The following is a 16,181-nucleotide window of genomic DNA, read 5'->3' on the forward strand; positions in this document are numbered from 1 at the left end:
TAGGGGTTGAAGGAGAGCCATCAATGAAAAAAGCCGTGGTATTGCTGTCTGGTGGCCTGGACTCGGCTACCTGCCTGGCCATCGCCCGGGATCAGGGTTATGAGTGCCATACCATCGCCTTTGACTACGGCCAGCGGACCCGGTCCGAGCTGGATGCGGCGGAGCGGGTCTCCGCTGCCCTGGGAGCGCTCAGCCATCGGGTGATTGAGCTGGGCATGGGTAATATCGGTGGCTCAGCGCTCACAGATCACTCCATTGACGTGCCGGAAGAGGGCGGTGACGGGATTCCGGTGACGTACGTGCCGGCCCGTAACACCGTTTTTCTTTCCCTGGCCCTGGGGTTGGCGGAAGTGGTGGAGGCCGAAGCGATCTACATCGGTGTCAATGCGGTGGACTATTCCGGATATCCGGACTGTCGCCCCGCCTTTATTGAAGCCTTCCAGGCCATGGCCAATCTGGCCACCAAGGCTGGTGTGGAGGGATCCCCGATCAGCGTGGAGACGCCACTGATGCACTTGAGCAAGGCGCAGATAATCCAGCAGGGCACCGCCCTGGAGCTGGATTATGGACTCACGGTGTCTTGCTACCAGGCTGACGAGAATGGCAATGCCTGTGGCAAATGCGACAGTTGCCGCCTTCGCAAGCAAGGCTTTGATGAGGCATTGGTCAAAGATCCAACAAACTATCAGTAAAGGGGAAAAAAAATCGGTTTTCCCCTTGTCTCCCGGAAATAAATCCGTATTATTTGCGCCTCCTTCGGGAGCGGGTCGTTAGCTCAGTTGGTAGAGCAGTTGGCTTTTAACCAATTGGTCGCTGGTTCGAATCCAGCACGACCCACCAAATTTAAAAGGGCTCGCCTACGGCGGGCCCTTTTTCGTTCTGCTGATGCTCTTCCCGCTCTTATTGCCCCCTGATCCCGGCAGGTTTGATCCATAGCCTGGCGAAGCCTGATTTCACCACTGCGCTCACCGAGCACACAGAGAGTGTGTTCTTCCTCCGTGAGCACTATGTCCCCTGGGGTGAAGCCGCTTTCCTCTCCGGCTGTTGCCAACCCCGTGATCCTCAGCGTGCCATCAGCCCCTGCGCTGAGGGAATGCCATCCTCGCCGTCCAGTGCCGGCTGCCAGACTGGCAAGCCGGCGTCTTCAGCCAGTTGAATCATATTGGCGGTGCCCCGCCCGCCAGGAAAGGCCACCACCGCCTGGGGGCGGCCGTGATGGAGCATGCGCCGATTTCGCATGGGGCCGGCGGCGCGACCATGGGCTACCCAGTTGGCCGGGTAGCTGACCTGATCCACACCGCTGTCATGGGCCCACTGGCTGGCCAGTCGATCCGCGCCACTGGCATTGCCGTGGATCAGCAGGCTGAAGGTGTTGTCACGCAGTAGCCGGGCCAGACTGCGGGCCAGTAATGGCTGATCGGCAAAATCGCGCCCGCCACACACAAGAATACGCATTGCACTGTCCATATGATCAGTTTGTTTGGCAGTATAAGCATAGCTGCCCGAGATTGCATCTTCACTGGCCGATGCAGGAAAGTGGCTCGAACGGGAGCTTCACGGCGTGTTGACTGTACATTGGCCTAAACTTGTACAAACATCATTTCTTGTACAGGTATGGGGTGACACATGAACAGCTCCGCAAAAATCCCGGTCGGTATCAGCGCCTGTTTGCTGGGCTTGGAAGTGCGTCACGACAAGGGACACAAGCATTCCCGCTATTGCACTGGCGTTTTGTCCCGCTATTTCGAGTTTCGTTCCCTGTGCCCGGAAATGGGGGCGGGCCTCAGTGCGCCGCGCAAGGCCATGCACCTTGCCGAGCAAGGTGGAGAGCTGCGGCTGATCACCACCGATGGGCGTCGCGACCATACCGACCTGATGGAGGATTTCATCACCCGCACCATGCCTTCTCTGGCGCCGTTGCGCGGTTATATCCTGATGGCCAAATCCCCCAGTTGCGGCATGGAGCGCATCCGCGTCTACAACGATGACGGCAATGTGCAGCACCGTGATGCCAGTGGCCTGTTTGCCGCAGCGCTGCAAACTCATTACCCGCTCATGCCCCTGGAAGAAGAGGGAAGGCTTAACGACGATACCCTGCGGGAAAACTTTATCGAGCGGGTGTTCCTTTACGATGACTGGTGTCAGCTCCGTGAGCAGGGGCTCACCGCCCAGCGGTTGATCGACTTCCACAGCCGACACAAATTCCAGCTACTTGCCCACTGCCAGAAAACCTATCGTCAGTTGGGGCCCCTGCTCAGCGACCTGAAAAGCCGCCCGCTGGAGGAGATCGCCGAGGAATATATCCACGCCTTGATGATCGCCATGAAGAAGCGGGTATCGCGAGGTGCACACGTGAATACCCTGCAACACCTGGCGGGTTTTTTGCGTGAGGGCCTCAGCGATACCGACAGGGCGTTGATCAACGAACAGATTGAGGCTTACCTGCGCGAGGAAGTGCCGCTGGTTGTGCCCATGACCCTGCTGCGTGGCGGCATGCGCAAGGTGCCGCAGCCCTATCTGGAAAAGCAGGGCTACCTGTCGCCGTATCCGGATGATCTGGGGCTGAGAAATCGGGTATGAGCGACGTGCTCACCATCCAGCAGGCCAGTGAGCAGTGTGGCGTCAACCCGGTCACCCTGCGTGCCTGGGAGCGTCGCTACGGCTTGCTGAAGCCGGAGCGCACTGCCAAGGGGCATCGCCGTTACCGATCCGCTGAAGTGGACCAGATACGGCGCATTGTTCATTGGGTGGAAAAGGGCGTGCCCATCAGCCAGGTGGCGTCCTTGCTGTCAGGGGAGCAGGAGCCGCTGCTGTCAGCCGATAACGGTGTGCCCTGGGCCCAGGCACGCCAGGATGCGTTACAGGCGCTGGAGACCATGAATGGACGGCGCCTGGAGCAACTGCTCAACCGGCTGCTGGCCGACTACAGCCATGCGCAGGTGATCCGCGAACTCAGCGATCCCCTGCGTGAGCAGCTTGCCGGTAGCCCGTCCCTGTCTGCCCATCTGGCCTTGCTGGAAGCCGTTCTGACCCAGAAGTGGGCCGCTCGTGCCTTGTCCCTGTCACCCAAGCGGCGGGAGTTTGGCTGGCTACTGGTGCCGGTGGGGGACGTGTTGCCGGCTCTGGAGCTGGCCATGGTGCTGCAGCGACCTCTGTGGTGTTTGCAGCGGGACGTGGACGTGGATGCCTTGAGTGCGCTTGTGGCCGATCGTCAGCCCTGCGGGGTGCTCTGGGTGATTGATCGCTGGCCTACCGCCGGCCAGCGCCAGCGCCTCTGGCCGCAACAGAACCAGCCATGGCCCGTGGCCTGCTGGGGCCGGCTGGCGGAAGCGCCGCCTGCCTGTGTGACCAGGCTCACCGGGGACCGTCAGGCGGTGGCGGAACAATTGTTGACCCTGGAAGGGCATAGAGGCGTTTTATGAATTTGCTCTGGTATCGCAACGACCTACGTATCCACTCGCACCGTGCCCTGCAGCAGGCGCTGGAACGGGATGAACCGGTTATCGCGGTCTATTTTCTCTGTGATCAGCAGTGGGATAGCCACGATGTGGCGCCGCTACGCCGCTGGTATGTGCTGCAAAGCTTGCTTGAATTGGGCGAGGCCCTGGCAGAGCGGGGTGTGGATCTGCATGTGCTGGACGCCGGCGACTTTGCCGCCGTGCCTGCGCTGATGGCTGACTTTGTGCGGGAGCACGGCATTGAACGCCTGTTCTGTAGCCGCGAGTACCCACTTAACGAACTGAACCGTGACCGGGCGGTGGCCCAGGCCATGGAGCCGCTGGGGGTGCAGATAACCGGCTTTGATGACAGCGTGCTGGTGCCTCCGCGCACCCTGAACACCGGCAAGGGAACGCCTTACACGGTCTTCAGCGCCTTCAAAAAACGCTGGGATGTATGGCTCGACAGCCACTTCGAGCCGGTGGCCACATTGCCTGCAGCTCGCGCCGGTAACGGCCGCTTTGTCGGCAAGGGCGTGGTGGAACGTGCCCTCAAAAAGCTGACAGTGCCTGATTCTCTGACCCGTCACTGGCAACCGGGCGAGGCGGCGGCACTGAAACAACTGGATGATTTTACCGAGCATCATCTGGCCGGTTATCGCAAGCATCGGGATTTTCCGTCGCAACCGGCCACCAGTGCCCTGTCCGCCGCTCTTTCTGCGGGCACCCTGTCTCCGGCCAGTTGCTACCGGGCGGCGACTCTGGCCATGGCCGATGCGGGCGCCCGGGACGGGGCTGCCTGCTGGATTGGTGAGCTGGCCTGGCGAGACTTCTATCGCCAGATCATGGCCCGTTTCCCCCGGGTCAGTCGCGGTGGCGCGTTTCGGCCGGAAACCGAGTTGCTGCAGTGGTCCCGAGACCCTGACTTGTTCCAGGCCTGGTGCGAGGGTCGCACCGGCTACCCGCTGGTGGACGCGGCCATGCGGCAATTGGTGGCCACTGGCTGGATGCATAATCGCCTGCGCATGGTCACGGCCATGTTCCTCAGCAAGCATCTGTGGCTGGACTGGCGGATGGGGGAGCGTTTTTTCATGCAACACCTGATCGACGGAGATTTTGCCGCCAACAATGGCGGCTGGCAGTGGAGTGCGTCCTCCGGTACCGACGCGGTGCCGTATTTCCGCGTCTTCAACCCTGTCCGCCAGAGCCAGCGTTTCGATGCGCAGGGCGAGTTTGTCGCCCGCTGGGTGCCGGAATTACGCGAGCTGGATAACAAGACCGTCCACGAGCCCTGGAAACAGCCTTTACTGGCGCCTGACTATCCGCCGCCGGTGGTGCCCCATGCCGGTGTGCGCGAGCGGGTTACCGAGGCTTTCAAGGCCGCCAAGGCCCAGTACGACGACAGTAATCACAGTCCCACTAGCAGAAAGGAACAGGCATGAGTCAGCGTATTGCCATCGTCGGTGCCGGTATCAGCGGTCTCACCGCCGCCTGGTATCTGTCCAGAGATCATCAGGTGGACGTCTTCGAGGCCAACGACTACCTCGGTGGCCACACCTGTACCGTGCCGGTGAGCCGGGAGCACGGTGACTACGCCATTGATGTGGGCTTCATTGTGTTCAATGACCGCACCTACCCCAACTATCTGCGCCTGCTGGATGAGCTGGGTTTGCAGGGCCAGCCCACGGCGATGGGATTTGCCGTCAGTGATAAGCGCAACGGACTGGAATATTCCGGCGATGGCCTAGGCGGGATTTTTGCCCAGAAGCGCAATCTTCTGAGCCCATCCCACTGGCGCTTTATCGGCGACATCCTTCGTTTTAATCGCAATGCGCCCGGGTTGCTGGACACTGAGGCGGGGGAAATGCCGCTGGGTGAATACCTGCGCCGGCATGGTTACGGGGGGCGTTTCTGTCGGGATTATATTCTCGCCATGGGTGGTGCCATCTGGTCCTGCTCCCTGGAACAGATGGAAGTGTTCCCGGCAAAGTTCTTTATCCGCTTTTTCCAGAATCACGGCCTGCTTTCGCTCACCAACCGGCCCCAGTGGTATGTGGTGCCGGGGGGCTCCAATCAGTATGTGAAACCCTTGGTGGAGCAATGTTCAGCCCGTTTTCACACCCGTTCAGCGGTTAGTGCGGTACGCCGCCATGAGCAGGGTGTCACTCTCACGGTGAATGGTGAACAGCGAGAGTTTGATCAGCTGATTCTTGCCTGCCACAGCGATCAGGCCATGGCGCTGCTCGACGACCCGGATAGCCGCGAGACAGAGTGCTTGTCACGGCTCGGTTATCAGGATAATGAGGTGGTGTTGCACACGGATATTCGCTTGCTGCCACGGCGTCAGCGGGTCTGGTCAAGCTGGAATGCCCTGCTTTTCGATGACGATCAAGAGCGTGTACAGGTCACCTATGACATGAATATTCTGCAGGGCATCCAGGCACCGGAAACTTTCTGCGTGACGCTGAATGCGACGGACAAAATTGATCCGGAAAAAATCATTGCCCGCTATCATTTTGCCCATCCACTGTTTACACCGGATACAGTGGCAGCCTGTGAAACGCTACTGGCGGGCAATGGCGAAAGGCGCACCTGGTATGCCGGAGCCTGGTGCCGTAATGGTTTCCATGAAGACGGCGTGGTGTCGGCCTTGAACGTGGTGCGGGCATTGTCCCCGGAGTCTGCCCCGTGATTACCCAGGCGATAGCAAGGGGCAAGGTATGGCACCAGCGCCTGGTGCCGTTCCGTCATGGGTTTCATTACCCCCTGTGGATGGTCTGGTGTGATCTGGCGGAAGTAGACGCCATGCTGGCCCGGCATCCGGCCTGGGGCCGGCGCTGGCGGCCGGTGGTGTTTCGCGATAGCGACTTTGTGGATGCGCGCCCGGATAGCCTGAATGACAAGGTGCGTGAAAAAGCCGTGGAGCTGGGCCTGGATTGGCAGGCGGGCAGGGTAGTGATGCTGGGCCAGTGGCGCACCCTGGGCACGCTGTTCAATCCTCTGGTGCTTTACCTGCATTTCTCCGGGGACAGCGAACAGCCGGACAGTATGCTGGCGGAAGTGCAGAACACCCCCTGGCGGGAGCGGCATTTCTATCCGCTGAACCTGCAAAAAAACGAACAGGGTGGTTGGGTGGTGAGCCACCCCAAGGCCTTTCATGTGTCGCCCTTTCTGCCTATGGCACTGGATTACCACTGGGATCTTCACGTGGCCTTACCCGGTCTGCGCCTAATGTTGGAAGACAGAAAGGAAGATCAGGTCGTGTTTGTGGCTGGGCTGCAGCTGGACCTTAAGAACCCTGGTAAAGGCAACATGGGGTCGGTGATCTTCCGCTTCGGTGCCCAGGGCGTGGCGACAATGCGTGCCATTTACTGGCAGGCATTCCGGCTCTGGCGCAAGGGGGCGAGATTTCATTCTCACCCCGGCAATAACAGTAACAATCGGTACGGAGATTGACCGCATGCTGTCTGGCGAAAAAGCCACAACAAACTCATTACAACACAGTGTGACAATCAGCTGGGCACAGTCCGTGGCTCGCAAATTGGTGCTGGCTCGGCTCAACGCTCTGCCGCATGGCGCTCTTCGTATTCACGAACCCGATGGCAATCAGGTCATGCTCGGCAGCCATTCCCACGGCGAAGCGGCCATTATCCGCCTGCGTGATTGGCGCACCTATACCATGATGATGAGTGGCGGTGCCCTGGGCGCGGCAGAAGCTTACATGGAAAAAGGCTGGGATAGCCCGGACCTGGTGGCAGTCATTCGTTACTTTGCTGCCAACGTAGATGCCATGAAAGCCCTGGAAGGTGGCATGGCATTGTTGTCCAGGCCGGCCCTGAAAATGCTGCACCGCTATAACCGTAATTCCTTGCAGGGCTCACGCCGCAATATCTCTGCGCACTATGACTTGGGCAACGATTTCTTCAGCCTGTTTCTCGATCGCAGCATGATGTACTCCAGCGCGGTGTTTCCCCGTCCGGATGCCCCGCTGGAAGAAGCTTCCGACTACAAGCTGGAAAAAATCTGCCAGTACCTGTCACTGGCTCCAGGTATGACCTTGCTGGAAATCGGCACTGGCTGGGGCGGTCTCGCCATTCATGCGGCCAAGCATCATGGTGTTCAGGTCACCACCACCACCATCTCCCGGGAGCAGGCTCGCCATGCCCGTGAAAGGGTTCAGGCTGAGGGGCTTGAGGGCAGAGTGACGGTGCTGGAAGAGGATTATCGGGAGCTCACCGGTCAGTATGATCGGGTGGTCTCCGTGGAAATGATCGAAGCGGTGGGGGCGGAGTTTCTGCCGAGCTATTTTCAGGTGCTCGGAGAAAGGCTAAAACCGGATGGCAAACTGGTATTGCAGGCCATCACGGTGCCGGATCAGCGCTACGAGCATGCCCGCAATCAGGTCGATTTCATCAAACGCTATATCTTCCCGGGCGGTTTCCTGCCCAGCGTGTCGGTGATGTGCCAGCATCTGACTAAGCATACCCGCATGGTCGCCACGGAGCTTCATGACATCGGCCATGACTACGCCCTGACCCTGAATCACTGGCGTCAGCGTTTTCTGGCGAACTTGCCGAAAGTCCGTGAGTTGGGTTTTGACGAGCGCTTTATCCGTATGTGGGATTACTACCTGTGTTACTGCGAGGGCGCGTTCCTGGAGCGAGCCATCAGTACTGTGCATCTGGTGGCTGCCGGCCCGGACTATCGTCCGGCATCTTGAAAAGCCGCCCGTCCGGGCGCATTTTAACGCTTAAGGGTATCTACGCGGCGCCGCCCCGGCGCCACGTTGTGGTATTATGCCCGCCCTGATTTTCTGGTTATTACCTAAGTTATTGATATCAGGGGGAAACCCCAGGCGGTGAAGCCAATGACTGCAGAGGCACAAGCACTGGTACAGGCCCATCTGGCCAAGGTGGTACACGAAGACTCGCTCAGCGAGGAACAGCGTGCATCCTACCGTCAGCGCATTAAGGAATTGTTACGCCAGCGCGACGCGGTACTGGTGGCCCACTACTATACCGATCCTGAAATTCAGTCCCTGGCGGAAGAAACCGGTGGCTGCGTGTCCGATTCCCTGGAAATGGCCCGCTTCGGCAAGGAGCACCCGGCGTCCACTCTGATCGTGGCCGGGGTCAAGTTCATGGGCGAGACCGCCAAGATTCTCAGCCCGGAAAAACGCGTTTTCATGCCTACCCTGGAAGCGACCTGCTCGCTGGATATCGGCTGTCCTGAGGACGAATTTGCCGATTTCTGTGATCAGCATCCGGATCGCACCGTGGTGGTGTACGCCAATACCTCGGCGGCGGTGAAAGCCCGCGCCGATTGGGTGGTCACCTCCTCTATTGCGGTGGAGCTGATTGAGCATCTGGACCGCAACGGTGAAAAAATCCTCTGGGCCCCGGACAAGCACCTGGGCAGCTATGTGCGCGACAAGTCCGGTGCCGATGTACTGTGCTGGGATGGCGCCTGTATCGTGCACGAGGAATTCAAGGCCAAGGGCCTGCAGGATCTGAAAGCGGCCTACCCGGACGCTGCCATTCTGGTACACCCGGAGTCACCGGCGCCGGTGGTGGAAATGGCGGATGTGGTGGGCTCCACCTCGCAGCTGATCAAGGCTGCCTGCGAGATGGATAACGACACCTTCATCGTCGCTACCGACAAGGGCATCTTCTACAAGATGCAGCAACTGGCTCCGGGTAAAACCTTCCTGGAAGCCCCCACTGCCGGCTCCGGTGCCACCTGCCGCAGCTGTGCCCATTGCCCGTGGATGGCCATGAATGGCCTGCAGAACATGCTGGCGGTGCTGGAAGACGACAATGGCATGGGCCAGGAGATCTTCGTGGATTCGGACCTGGCAGATAAAGCCATGGTGCCGCTCAATCGCATGTTGGATTTCGGCAAGTCGCTGAAGTCGTAATGACACGACAACTGAAAAAGGCGGCACACCACGTTGCCGCCTTTTTTAGGATCTCCCTGTGCTTGTCTCGTTGGAGCTTTGCTTGCAAAGCGAAGATTCCAGAGGGCACCGGGGCTGATAGAACCCTTCGCCTTGCAAGCAAGGCTCCAACGGGTCGGCCTAATCCCCCCCTAAGTCTCAGAACCTCTCTTCCGATAACCTCTTCATGGTTTGCAGCCGGCCATTGAGCTTGCTGTACAGCGCAAAATCATTTTCCGCATCCCGCAAGGCATATTCCATCTGTTGCATCGCCTGCTGGTCCCTGCCACGCAGGAACTGGCTTTCTGCCCGCGCATGCAGGGCACGAACCTTGTCGCCGCTGTTGCCGTAGGCATCGGCGGCCAAATCCCAGATATACGGGTTGTTGGGGCGGTCTCCCAGTAACGGTTTGAGTAGCGGCAAGGCCCTGGCCGGTTGCTCACTGCGCAGCAGTGCCTTGCTCAGCAAAATGGACGCCGGGTAATTGTTCGGTGACAGATCCAGCACCCGCTCCGCCTGGCTAATGGCCACGTCGTAGTCGCCCTCGTCCATGGCAACTTCCACCAGACCCAGCCGGAACCACAGCTGGTCCGGGTGCTCCTCGGCGAGTGCCTGCATGATTTTCCTGGCCTGGTCATAGTGGTCAGCACGCAGATAACTCAGCGCCAGTCCATAGCGGGCGGCCTGCAGGCCCAGGGCATTGCGTTCGTTGCTGTATTGACGGAAATGGTCGATAGCATGATCGTCGCCCTGAATGAAGGCCGCCTGCAGTCGTGCCTGTACCAACAGGAAATGGACAGACGGGGCGAGCCTCGGGGTTGGCAGGGAGCGCGCCCGGGATCGGCTGTCGGAAATACGGCTTTCGGTGACCGGGTGGGTGAGCAGGAACTCGGGCGGATCACCGGAAAAACGCTGGCTGTTGTGCATACGTTCGAAGAAACGAGGCATGGCATCCGGGTCCATACCGGCAGCGACCAGGGTCTGCATGCCCACCCGGTCCGCTTCCCGTTCGTTCTGGCGGGAGTAGGCCAGCTGCGCCTGGATGGCACCGGCCTGGGTGGCGGCGATACCGGCCATGCCGGCTTCACCATCACCGGCAATGGCGACAGCCAGGCTGGCCAGCATGGCGGCCAGCACGGCGGTGTTCATCTTTTTCGAGTCCAGATAACGGCGGGCAAAATGCCGCTGGCTGACGTGGGCAATTTCGTGGGCCACCACGCCGCCCACTTCGTCTTCGTCGCGGGCATTGAGGAACAGCCCGGCGTTAAGCCCGATCACGCCGCCGGGTACCGCAAAGGCGTTAATCTGACGGCTGTTGATGACCACGATGTCCAGATTGGGTTCTTTCAGGTCACTGTAGGAGGCGAGCCGGTAGACCAGGCTTTCCACATATTCCTGCACCAGCGGGTCGGACATGATCGAGGTCTGCCCGCGCAGGCCGCGCAGCCAGCCGCGACCCAGACGGTACTCCTGGTCGGCGGACATCAGTGCGGCGGTGGGATCACCCAGAACCGGCAAGTCGTCATTGGCGCTGGTGGCTGCCAGCGTGCAGCAACTCAACAACAAGACGGTGCGTAACAAAAACTTCAAGTAAGATGCTCCCGTAAGTATTCGTGCAAGTCGGCACAACCCACCCTTATTCCGTTGTCGGGTTGTGACTATAATGCAGCTAGAGCCGCAACGAATGAAGCCGCCTGTATGAGCGACCAGCCTATCGACCTGCAGATTGATGCCTCCAGCCTGCAATGTCCCATGCCGTTGTTGAAGACCCGGCAGGCGCTGAGACATCTCAAACCGGGGCAGCTGCTGGAGGTGATCGCCACCGATGCTGCTTCCGCCGATGACATTCCTGCCTATTTGAGACAATCCTGCCACGAGCTGGTTCGCATGGGCGAAAATAAGGGCCACTATGCCTTTGTGATTCGCCGTGGCGAACAGGAGAGCTGATGTTACGTATTCTCAAAAACTGGTCCGAACGGTACTTTTCCGATGAGGAGGCAGTATATCTTCTTGTGGTATTGCTGACCGCCGGACTGGTCATTCTGTTTTTCGGTGGCATGTTGGCGCCGGTGTTTGCATCAATCGTGATTGCCTACCTGATGCAAGGGCTGGTTTCCGGGCTGGAGCGTCATGGCATGCGCCGTCTACTGGCGGTGAACCTGGTTTTTACTCTCTTCCTTGGCCTGCTGATCGCGACTCTGGTGGTGCTGTTGCCCATGGTCTGGCGACAGACTCTGCTGCTGGTGCAGGACCAGTTGCCGCATCTTCTCAAGAATGGAGAAACCTGGCTCAGACAGTTGCCGGAACATTATCCGGAAGTGATCTCCATGGAGCAGGTGAATTCCATTGTGTCGGTGATTCAGCGCCAGGTGGCGGAAGCAGGGCAGGGGGTGCTGACCCTGTCGCTGGCGTCTATTCCCAACCTGGTGGAGGTGATGGTCTTCCTGGTGTTGCTGCCATTGCTGGTGTTCTTTTTCCTCAAGGATCGGGAAACCATCATCAACTGGCTGATGCGTTTCCTGCCCCGTCGGCGCCGGATTCTGGATCACGTCTGGCATGAGATGGATGATCAGATTGCCAACTATGTGCGCGGCAAGGCCATCGAGATCCTGCTGGTAGGCAGTGCCACCTTTATTGCTTTCCTGCTGCTGGGAATGCACTACACCGTGTTGCTGGCGGTGCTGGTAGGCTTGTCCGTGGTGGTGCCCTATATCGGCGCGACAGTGGTAACACTCCCGGTGGCGGCTGCGGCCTATGTGCAGTTTGGCTGGAGCGGGGATTTTGCCCTGGTGATGGTGATTTACGGCGTCATCCAGTTTATCGATGGCAATATTCTGGTGCCGCTGCTGTTCTCGGAGGCGGTGAACCTTCACCCCGTAGCAATCATTACCGCGATCTTGCTGTTCGGAGGGTTGTGGGGATTGTGGGGTGTGTTCTTTGCCATCCCGCTGGCGACCTTGATCAAGGCGGTGATCAATGCCTGGCCCAGTCAGTCAGATTACCCTGACCCTGAGCAGAAGGTGCAGGAGGATTCATAGCAGCCAGTTAAGGGGCGCGGTGGCGCCCCTTGCCATGCAGAGGTTTTCTAGATTCCCAGCTCGTCCAGCTCAGCCAGCAGATCCTCGTGATGGCTCTTGGTTTTGAACTTGTCCATTACCTTCACCAGTTTGCCGTCCTTGCCGACGATAAAGGTGGTGCGGATGAGCCCCATGAATTCCTTGCCCATGAACTTCTTCATTCCCCAGCAACCGTATTTTTCCGCGATGGCGTGGTCCTCATCGGACAACAGGGTGAAGTTCAGATCATGCTTGTCGATAAATTTGGGCAAGCGGGCAACCGGGTCCGGGCTGATGCCGAATACCACTACGCCGCGTTTTTCCAGCTCAGCCCTGGTATCGCGAATGCCGCAGGCCTGGGTGGTACAACCCGGGGTCAGTGCTTTGGGGTAGAAGAAAATCACCACCGGGTTCTTGCCCTTGAAGGATTTCAGTTCAACCGTATTGCCGTCCTGATCAGGCAGTTTGAAGTTGGGTGCCAGATTACCAATCTTGGGATGTGCCATATGGGGTCCGCTTCTCTTTCATGCTGTTGATGGTTTTGCCATGTTGTGTGCTGCGGTGCTTAGCGCTTCGGTGTCATGGTGGCGTCCAGATTGCGCTCCTCACAGAAGTCCAGGAAAGCCTCGCGTAATTCGGCCACTGATTGTTCCGCGTTCATGCTCAGTACCAGGTGAAGGCTGAACATGCTGGTGCCGGTGTGGGGAGCGGCATAGGTGCCGGTATGCAGATCATCGATGTTGATGCTGCGCCGGGAAAAGAAGTTGGCAATTTCGTGGACGATGCCCGGGTTGTCCATGGCCACCACTTCCACCTCGTAGGGTAGGGCGCGGGCCTGCAGATCACGTGGGCGGGTACGTTTCAGGGTGATCAGCAGGTCCAGTTCACCCGCCAGCTTGTCCCGGTCCGTTTCCAACTGGTCCAGGGTGGCATCGCTGCCGGACACCAGCATCAGCACGGCAAACTCACCGCCCAACACGGTCATGCGAGAGTCGAGGATATTGCCGTTGTGTTCCAGTACTGCCCGGGAAAGGGACTCCACGATGCCCGGGCGGTCTGACCCCAAGGCCGAGATAACGATGAGTTGTTCCATGATGCGCTCCGCAGGCATTGTCTTGTTTGTATTTTGAGAGTTGTGTGATGAGAGTTTAGAGGTTTTCTGCAGAGAGTGCAGAGACCAGAAGACTCATCCTGGGCTGTGGAAATCCTGAAGAAAAACCATGGTAAGGGGTAAGTTACGAGGAGCGAAACGCTGCCGGCGTTGTCTCTAGCCCCGTGACTCGCCTCGCCCTGGTGGTGGGGGAGAGGCTGCCTGGTCCCGCCGGCTCCCTTCCCACAAAGGGAATTGCCGAGTGTCAGGCATCTGGCGTCCAGCGTTTTCGAGGTTTACCATAGCGCCCTTCACCCGACGACAGGGTCCGGTGCACCGGAATAATCGCGATTGCGCCGATTGGCGTAAAACAGGAGACAGGCATGATCCGTGGCAGCATTGTAGCGCTGGTAACCCCCATGCGCGCAGACGGAGCAGTGGACTGGGAGCGTTTACGCGCCCTGGTGGACTGGCATGTGGAGCAGGGCACCCACGCCATTGTGGCGGTGGGCACCACGGGCGAATCCGCCACCCTGGGTTTTGAAGAGCACGACAGCGTGATCCGTGAGGTGGTGGCCGCGGCCAAGGGCCGCATCCCGGTGATCGCCGGTACCGGTGCCAACAACACCGAAGAAGCCATCCGCCTGACCCGTGACGCCAAACGTGACGGCGCTGATGCCTGCCTGTTGGTCACGCCTTACTACAACAAACCGCCCCAGGAAGGCCTCTACCAACATTACCTGGCGGTGGCCCGGGCGGTGGATATTCCGCAGATCCTCTACAACGTGCCCGGCCGTACTGCCTGTGATCTGTTGCCGGAAACCGTGGAGCGGCTGAGCAAGGTGCCCAACATCATTGGCATCAAGGAAGCTACCGGTAACCTGGAGCGGGCCCGTGAAATCCGCGAGCGTTGCGGGGATGACTTCATGCTCTACTCCGGTGACGACGCCACGGCCATGGATTTCATCCTGGCGGGCGGCCATGGCGATATCTCGGTGACCGCAAATGTGGCCCCGGCCAAGATGGCGGCCATGTGTGAAGCGGCCCTGGCGGGTGACGCGGACCAGGCCCGTGTATTAAATGCGGAACTTGAGCCCCTGCATCGTGATCTGTTTATTGAAGCCAGTCCGATCCCGGTGAAATGGGCACTGTATGAAATGGGCCTGATTGATCTTGGTATCCGCCTGCCGTTGGTGTCGCTGTCAGAAGCGGCCCAGCCGCGGTTGCGTGAGACCATGCGTCAATGTGGCCTGCTGGAGGTTAAATGAAGAAAGCGGCGTTAACGCTCGCACTGGTGGTATCCGCAGCATCCGGCTGTAGCTGGTTGCCGGACAGCAGCCTGAATTATCGAAATGCGCAAATGCTGGAGCCTATCCAGGTTCCTGAAGACGGCGTATTCATCGGCGAGCAGCCGCTTTATGCAGTCCCGCGTCAGGAAGAACGCCTGGTGGGCCGTGGTGAAGACGAGAAGCGCTTTGAGGTGCCTAAACCGCCCCAGCTGGTGGTTCTGGGTGGCTCTGACGAGGAAGAGTCACAGCAACCGGCCCCCAAGGATGCGTCCTCGAAGGCGATTCTGGCCCGTGATGGTAATGGCTATCCGATTATCATGATGTCCACCCGCTTTGCCTGGGCCTGGGAGTATGTGGGCGACGCCCTGGGTAACACCGATCTGAAGATCAGCGACCGGGACCGTGAAGTGGGTATTTATTACCTGAAGGTGCCTGAGCGCTACACCCTGGGTGCCAAGACCGCGCAATTGAAGCTGAGCCATACCACCAATGGTATTCAGGTGGCGGTATTGAATGAAGAAGGCTCTGCGCTGGTGGAAAAGACCCCGGGCCAGGCCATCCTTGAACGCATTTTTGAAGAACTGAATTAAGTATTATGAAGCTGGCATCCCTGGGCAGTGGCAGTAAGGGCAACGCCACCCTGGTGGAAGCGGACGACACCCTGGTGTTGATCGACTGCGGGTTTACCGTCAAGGAAACCGAGCAGCGGTTGGCACGACTGGGGCTGGCAGCGGATCAGCTCAGTGCCATTCTGGTAACTCATGAGCACGGCGACCATATCCGTAGTGCCGGAGCGCTGGGCCGCAAGACCGGTTGCCCGGTCTACAGCTCCTTTGGCACCGCCAGCGCGGTGCAGGGCAAGCGCACCAGTCTCAGCGGTGCAAACTGGCAGGAAGTGCGGCCGGGGCGTGCCTTTACCGTAGGGGCATTGCAGATTCTGCCGGTCCTGGTGCCCCATGATGCCCGCGAGCCTTGCCAGTACCGCTTTACCTGGCAGGGCCGCACCCTGGGCGTGCTCACCGACCTGGGGGCCATTACTCCCCATGTGGTAGAGGCTTATCAGGATTGCGATGCACTGGTGCTGGAATGCAATCATGATGCGCAGATGCTGGTTCACGGTCCCTACCCACCGTCGTTGAAACGTCGTGTGGGTGGTATGTTGGGGCATCTGAGCAATGACCAGGCTGCAGCGCTGCTGCGCCAGGCCAATGTGGACCGCCTGCAGCATCTGGTGCTGTCGCACCTGAGTGAGCAAAACAACACGTCCCGGCATGCACTGGATGCCATTGAGCGGGTGGTGACCCGCGGGCGTGAACGAATTGGCGTTGCCAGCCAGACGGAAGGGTTTGGCTGGCTGCAAGTACATTAATACTG

At 59.2% G+C, this 16,181-nt stretch carries 17 protein-coding genes and 1 tRNA gene; 14 read left to right on the forward strand and 4 right to left on the reverse strand.

The genetic code is table 11. From position 1 onward, the window contains the following. Positions 1–23 precede the first annotated feature (23 nt). Together queC and Q0Y02_RS11690 are read left to right on the forward strand one after the other, a co-directional pair. Positions 24–692, forward strand: a complete 669-nt coding sequence (gene queC, locus Q0Y02_RS11685) for a 7-cyano-7-deazaguanine synthase QueC (protein ID WP_297768428.1) — start codon at positions 24–26, stop codon at positions 690–692. A 72-nt stretch (positions 693–764) separates the two neighbouring features. Then, positions 765–840 (forward strand) — tRNA-Lys (locus tag Q0Y02_RS11690). Positions 841–1,062: 222 nt separating this feature from the next. Here Q0Y02_RS11690 and Q0Y02_RS11695 read toward each other — a convergent pair. Next, positions 1,063–1,455 carry a DUF2493 domain-containing protein gene (locus tag Q0Y02_RS11695; protein WP_297768432.1) on the reverse strand — a complete coding sequence of 131 codons (393 nt, stop codon included), beginning with the start codon at positions 1,453–1,455 and terminating at the stop codon, positions 1,063–1,065. Positions 1,456–1,626: 171 nt separating this feature from the next. Here Q0Y02_RS11695 and Q0Y02_RS11700 point away from each other — a divergent pair, with 171 nt between their 5' ends. The 7 genes from Q0Y02_RS11700 to nadA all read left to right on the forward strand — a co-directional run bounded on the left by Q0Y02_RS11700 (position 1,627) and on the right by nadA (position 9,354). Further along, positions 1,627–2,580: a DUF523 and DUF1722 domain-containing protein gene (locus Q0Y02_RS11700; protein WP_297768435.1), complete on the forward strand. Its 954-nt coding sequence runs from the start codon at positions 1,627–1,629 to the stop codon at positions 2,578–2,580. Further along, on the forward strand, positions 2,577–3,422 hold the full coding sequence (locus tag Q0Y02_RS11705) for a MerR family transcriptional regulator (protein ID WP_297768437.1): 846 nt from the start codon (positions 2,577–2,579) through the stop codon (positions 3,420–3,422). The genes Q0Y02_RS11700 and Q0Y02_RS11705 overlap by 4 nt, the downstream gene beginning before the upstream one ends. After that, positions 3,419–4,879 (forward strand): deoxyribodipyrimidine photo-lyase, encoded by a 1,461-nt coding sequence (locus Q0Y02_RS11710; protein WP_297768440.1) that lies wholly within the window; start codon positions 3,419–3,421, stop codon positions 4,877–4,879. Before Q0Y02_RS11705 ends, Q0Y02_RS11710 begins: the two co-directional genes overlap by 4 nt. After that, positions 4,876–6,129, forward strand: coding sequence for an FAD-dependent oxidoreductase (locus tag Q0Y02_RS11715; RefSeq protein ID WP_297768443.1), 1,254 nt, complete (start codon positions 4,876–4,878; stop codon positions 6,127–6,129). Before Q0Y02_RS11710 ends, Q0Y02_RS11715 begins: the two co-directional genes overlap by 4 nt. After that, positions 6,126–6,893 carry a DUF1365 domain-containing protein gene (locus tag Q0Y02_RS11720; RefSeq protein ID WP_297768447.1) on the forward strand — a complete coding sequence of 256 codons (768 nt, stop codon included), beginning with the start codon at positions 6,126–6,128 and terminating at the stop codon, positions 6,891–6,893. Before Q0Y02_RS11715 ends, Q0Y02_RS11720 begins: the two co-directional genes overlap by 4 nt. A gap of 73 nt (positions 6,894–6,966) precedes the next feature. Next, positions 6,967–8,157 (forward strand): cyclopropane-fatty-acyl-phospholipid synthase family protein, encoded by a 1,191-nt coding sequence (locus Q0Y02_RS11725; RefSeq protein ID WP_366516919.1) that lies wholly within the window; start codon positions 6,967–6,969, stop codon positions 8,155–8,157. Positions 8,158–8,304: 147 nt separating this feature from the next. Further along, entirely contained in the window at positions 8,305–9,354 is a 1,050-nt protein-coding gene (nadA, locus tag Q0Y02_RS11730) for a quinolinate synthase NadA (protein ID WP_297768453.1), read from the forward strand. Positions 9,355–9,531: 177 nt separating this feature from the next. Here nadA and Q0Y02_RS11735 read toward each other — a convergent pair whose 3' ends face one another. Further along, positions 9,532–10,962 carry a M48 family metalloprotease gene (locus tag Q0Y02_RS11735; RefSeq protein ID WP_297768457.1) on the reverse strand — a complete coding sequence of 477 codons (1,431 nt, stop codon included), beginning with the start codon at positions 10,960–10,962 and terminating at the stop codon, positions 9,532–9,534. Positions 10,963–11,070: 108 nt separating this feature from the next. On the opposite strand from Q0Y02_RS11735, the gene Q0Y02_RS11740 reads away from it, so the two are divergent. Then, entirely contained in the window at positions 11,071–11,319 is a 249-nt protein-coding gene (locus tag Q0Y02_RS11740) for a sulfurtransferase TusA family protein (protein ID WP_035248807.1), read from the forward strand. After that, entirely contained in the window at positions 11,319–12,410 is a 1,092-nt protein-coding gene (locus tag Q0Y02_RS11745; RefSeq protein WP_297768460.1) for an AI-2E family transporter, read from the forward strand. Before Q0Y02_RS11740 ends, Q0Y02_RS11745 begins: the two co-directional genes overlap by 1 nt. Before the next feature lie 47 nt (positions 12,411–12,457). On the opposite strand, the gene bcp is transcribed toward Q0Y02_RS11745, so the two are convergent. Next, the gene (gene bcp / locus Q0Y02_RS11750; protein WP_297768463.1) at positions 12,458–12,934 is read right to left on the reverse strand and encodes a thioredoxin-dependent thiol peroxidase; all 477 of its coding nucleotides are present in this window, start codon (positions 12,932–12,934) and stop codon (positions 12,458–12,460) included. A gap of 59 nt (positions 12,935–12,993) precedes the next feature. Then, a complete protein-coding gene (locus tag Q0Y02_RS11755) occupies positions 12,994–13,521 on the reverse strand; it encodes an ACT domain-containing protein (protein WP_297768467.1) in 528 nt (175 codons plus the stop codon). 380 nt (positions 13,522–13,901) lie between these two features. Between Q0Y02_RS11755 and dapA the strand changes: the two genes are divergently transcribed. From dapA to Q0Y02_RS11770, 3 genes are read left to right on the forward strand one after another with little or no spacing between them, the layout of a single operon-like run. Then, a complete protein-coding gene (gene dapA, locus Q0Y02_RS11760) occupies positions 13,902–14,786 on the forward strand; it encodes a 4-hydroxy-tetrahydrodipicolinate synthase (RefSeq protein ID WP_297768469.1) in 885 nt (294 codons plus the stop codon). Beyond that, positions 14,783–15,397: an outer membrane protein assembly factor BamC gene (gene bamC / locus Q0Y02_RS11765; RefSeq protein WP_297768472.1), complete on the forward strand. Its 615-nt coding sequence runs from the start codon at positions 14,783–14,785 to the stop codon at positions 15,395–15,397. Before dapA ends, bamC begins: the two co-directional genes overlap by 4 nt. A 5-nt stretch (positions 15,398–15,402) precedes the next feature. After that, positions 15,403–16,176 (forward strand): MBL fold metallo-hydrolase, encoded by a 774-nt coding sequence (locus Q0Y02_RS11770; protein ID WP_035247881.1) that lies wholly within the window; start codon positions 15,403–15,405, stop codon positions 16,174–16,176. The last annotated feature ends 5 nt before the right edge of the window (positions 16,177–16,181 follow it).

It is taken from the genome of uncultured Alcanivorax sp. (assembly GCF_947258575.1).
Taxonomy (GTDB): domain Bacteria; phylum Pseudomonadota; class Gammaproteobacteria; order Pseudomonadales; family Alcanivoracaceae; genus Alcanivorax.

Coding starts and splice junctions, on each gene's coding strand:
- bamC (WP_297768472.1), top strand. CDS start 14,783: ATGAAGAAAGCGGCGTTAACGCTCGCACTGGTGGTATCCGCAGCATCC.
- Q0Y02_RS11755 (WP_297768467.1), bottom strand. CDS start 13,521: ATGGAACAACTCATCGTTATCTCGGCCTTGGGGTCAGACCGCCCGGGC.
- Q0Y02_RS11700 (WP_297768435.1), top strand. CDS start 1,627: ATGAACAGCTCCGCAAAAATCCCGGTCGGTATCAGCGCCTGTTTGCTG.
- nadA (WP_297768453.1), top strand. CDS start 8,305: ATGACTGCAGAGGCACAAGCACTGGTACAGGCCCATCTGGCCAAGGTG.
- Q0Y02_RS11770 (WP_035247881.1), top strand. CDS start 15,403: ATGAAGCTGGCATCCCTGGGCAGTGGCAGTAAGGGCAACGCCACCCTG.
- Q0Y02_RS11745 (WP_297768460.1), top strand. CDS start 11,319: ATGTTACGTATTCTCAAAAACTGGTCCGAACGGTACTTTTCCGATGAG.
- dapA (WP_297768469.1), top strand. CDS start 13,902: ATGATCCGTGGCAGCATTGTAGCGCTGGTAACCCCCATGCGCGCAGAC.
- bcp (WP_297768463.1), bottom strand. CDS start 12,934: ATGGCACATCCCAAGATTGGTAATCTGGCACCCAACTTCAAACTGCCT.
- Q0Y02_RS11695 (WP_297768432.1), bottom strand. CDS start 1,455: ATGCGTATTCTTGTGTGTGGCGGGCGCGATTTTGCCGATCAGCCATTA.
- Q0Y02_RS11740 (WP_035248807.1), top strand. CDS start 11,071: ATGAGCGACCAGCCTATCGACCTGCAGATTGATGCCTCCAGCCTGCAA.
- queC (WP_297768428.1), top strand. CDS start 24: ATGAAAAAAGCCGTGGTATTGCTGTCTGGTGGCCTGGACTCGGCTACC.
- Q0Y02_RS11715 (WP_297768443.1), top strand. CDS start 4,876: ATGAGTCAGCGTATTGCCATCGTCGGTGCCGGTATCAGCGGTCTCACC.
- Q0Y02_RS11710 (WP_297768440.1), top strand. CDS start 3,419: ATGAATTTGCTCTGGTATCGCAACGACCTACGTATCCACTCGCACCGT.
- Q0Y02_RS11705 (WP_297768437.1), top strand. CDS start 2,577: ATGAGCGACGTGCTCACCATCCAGCAGGCCAGTGAGCAGTGTGGCGTC.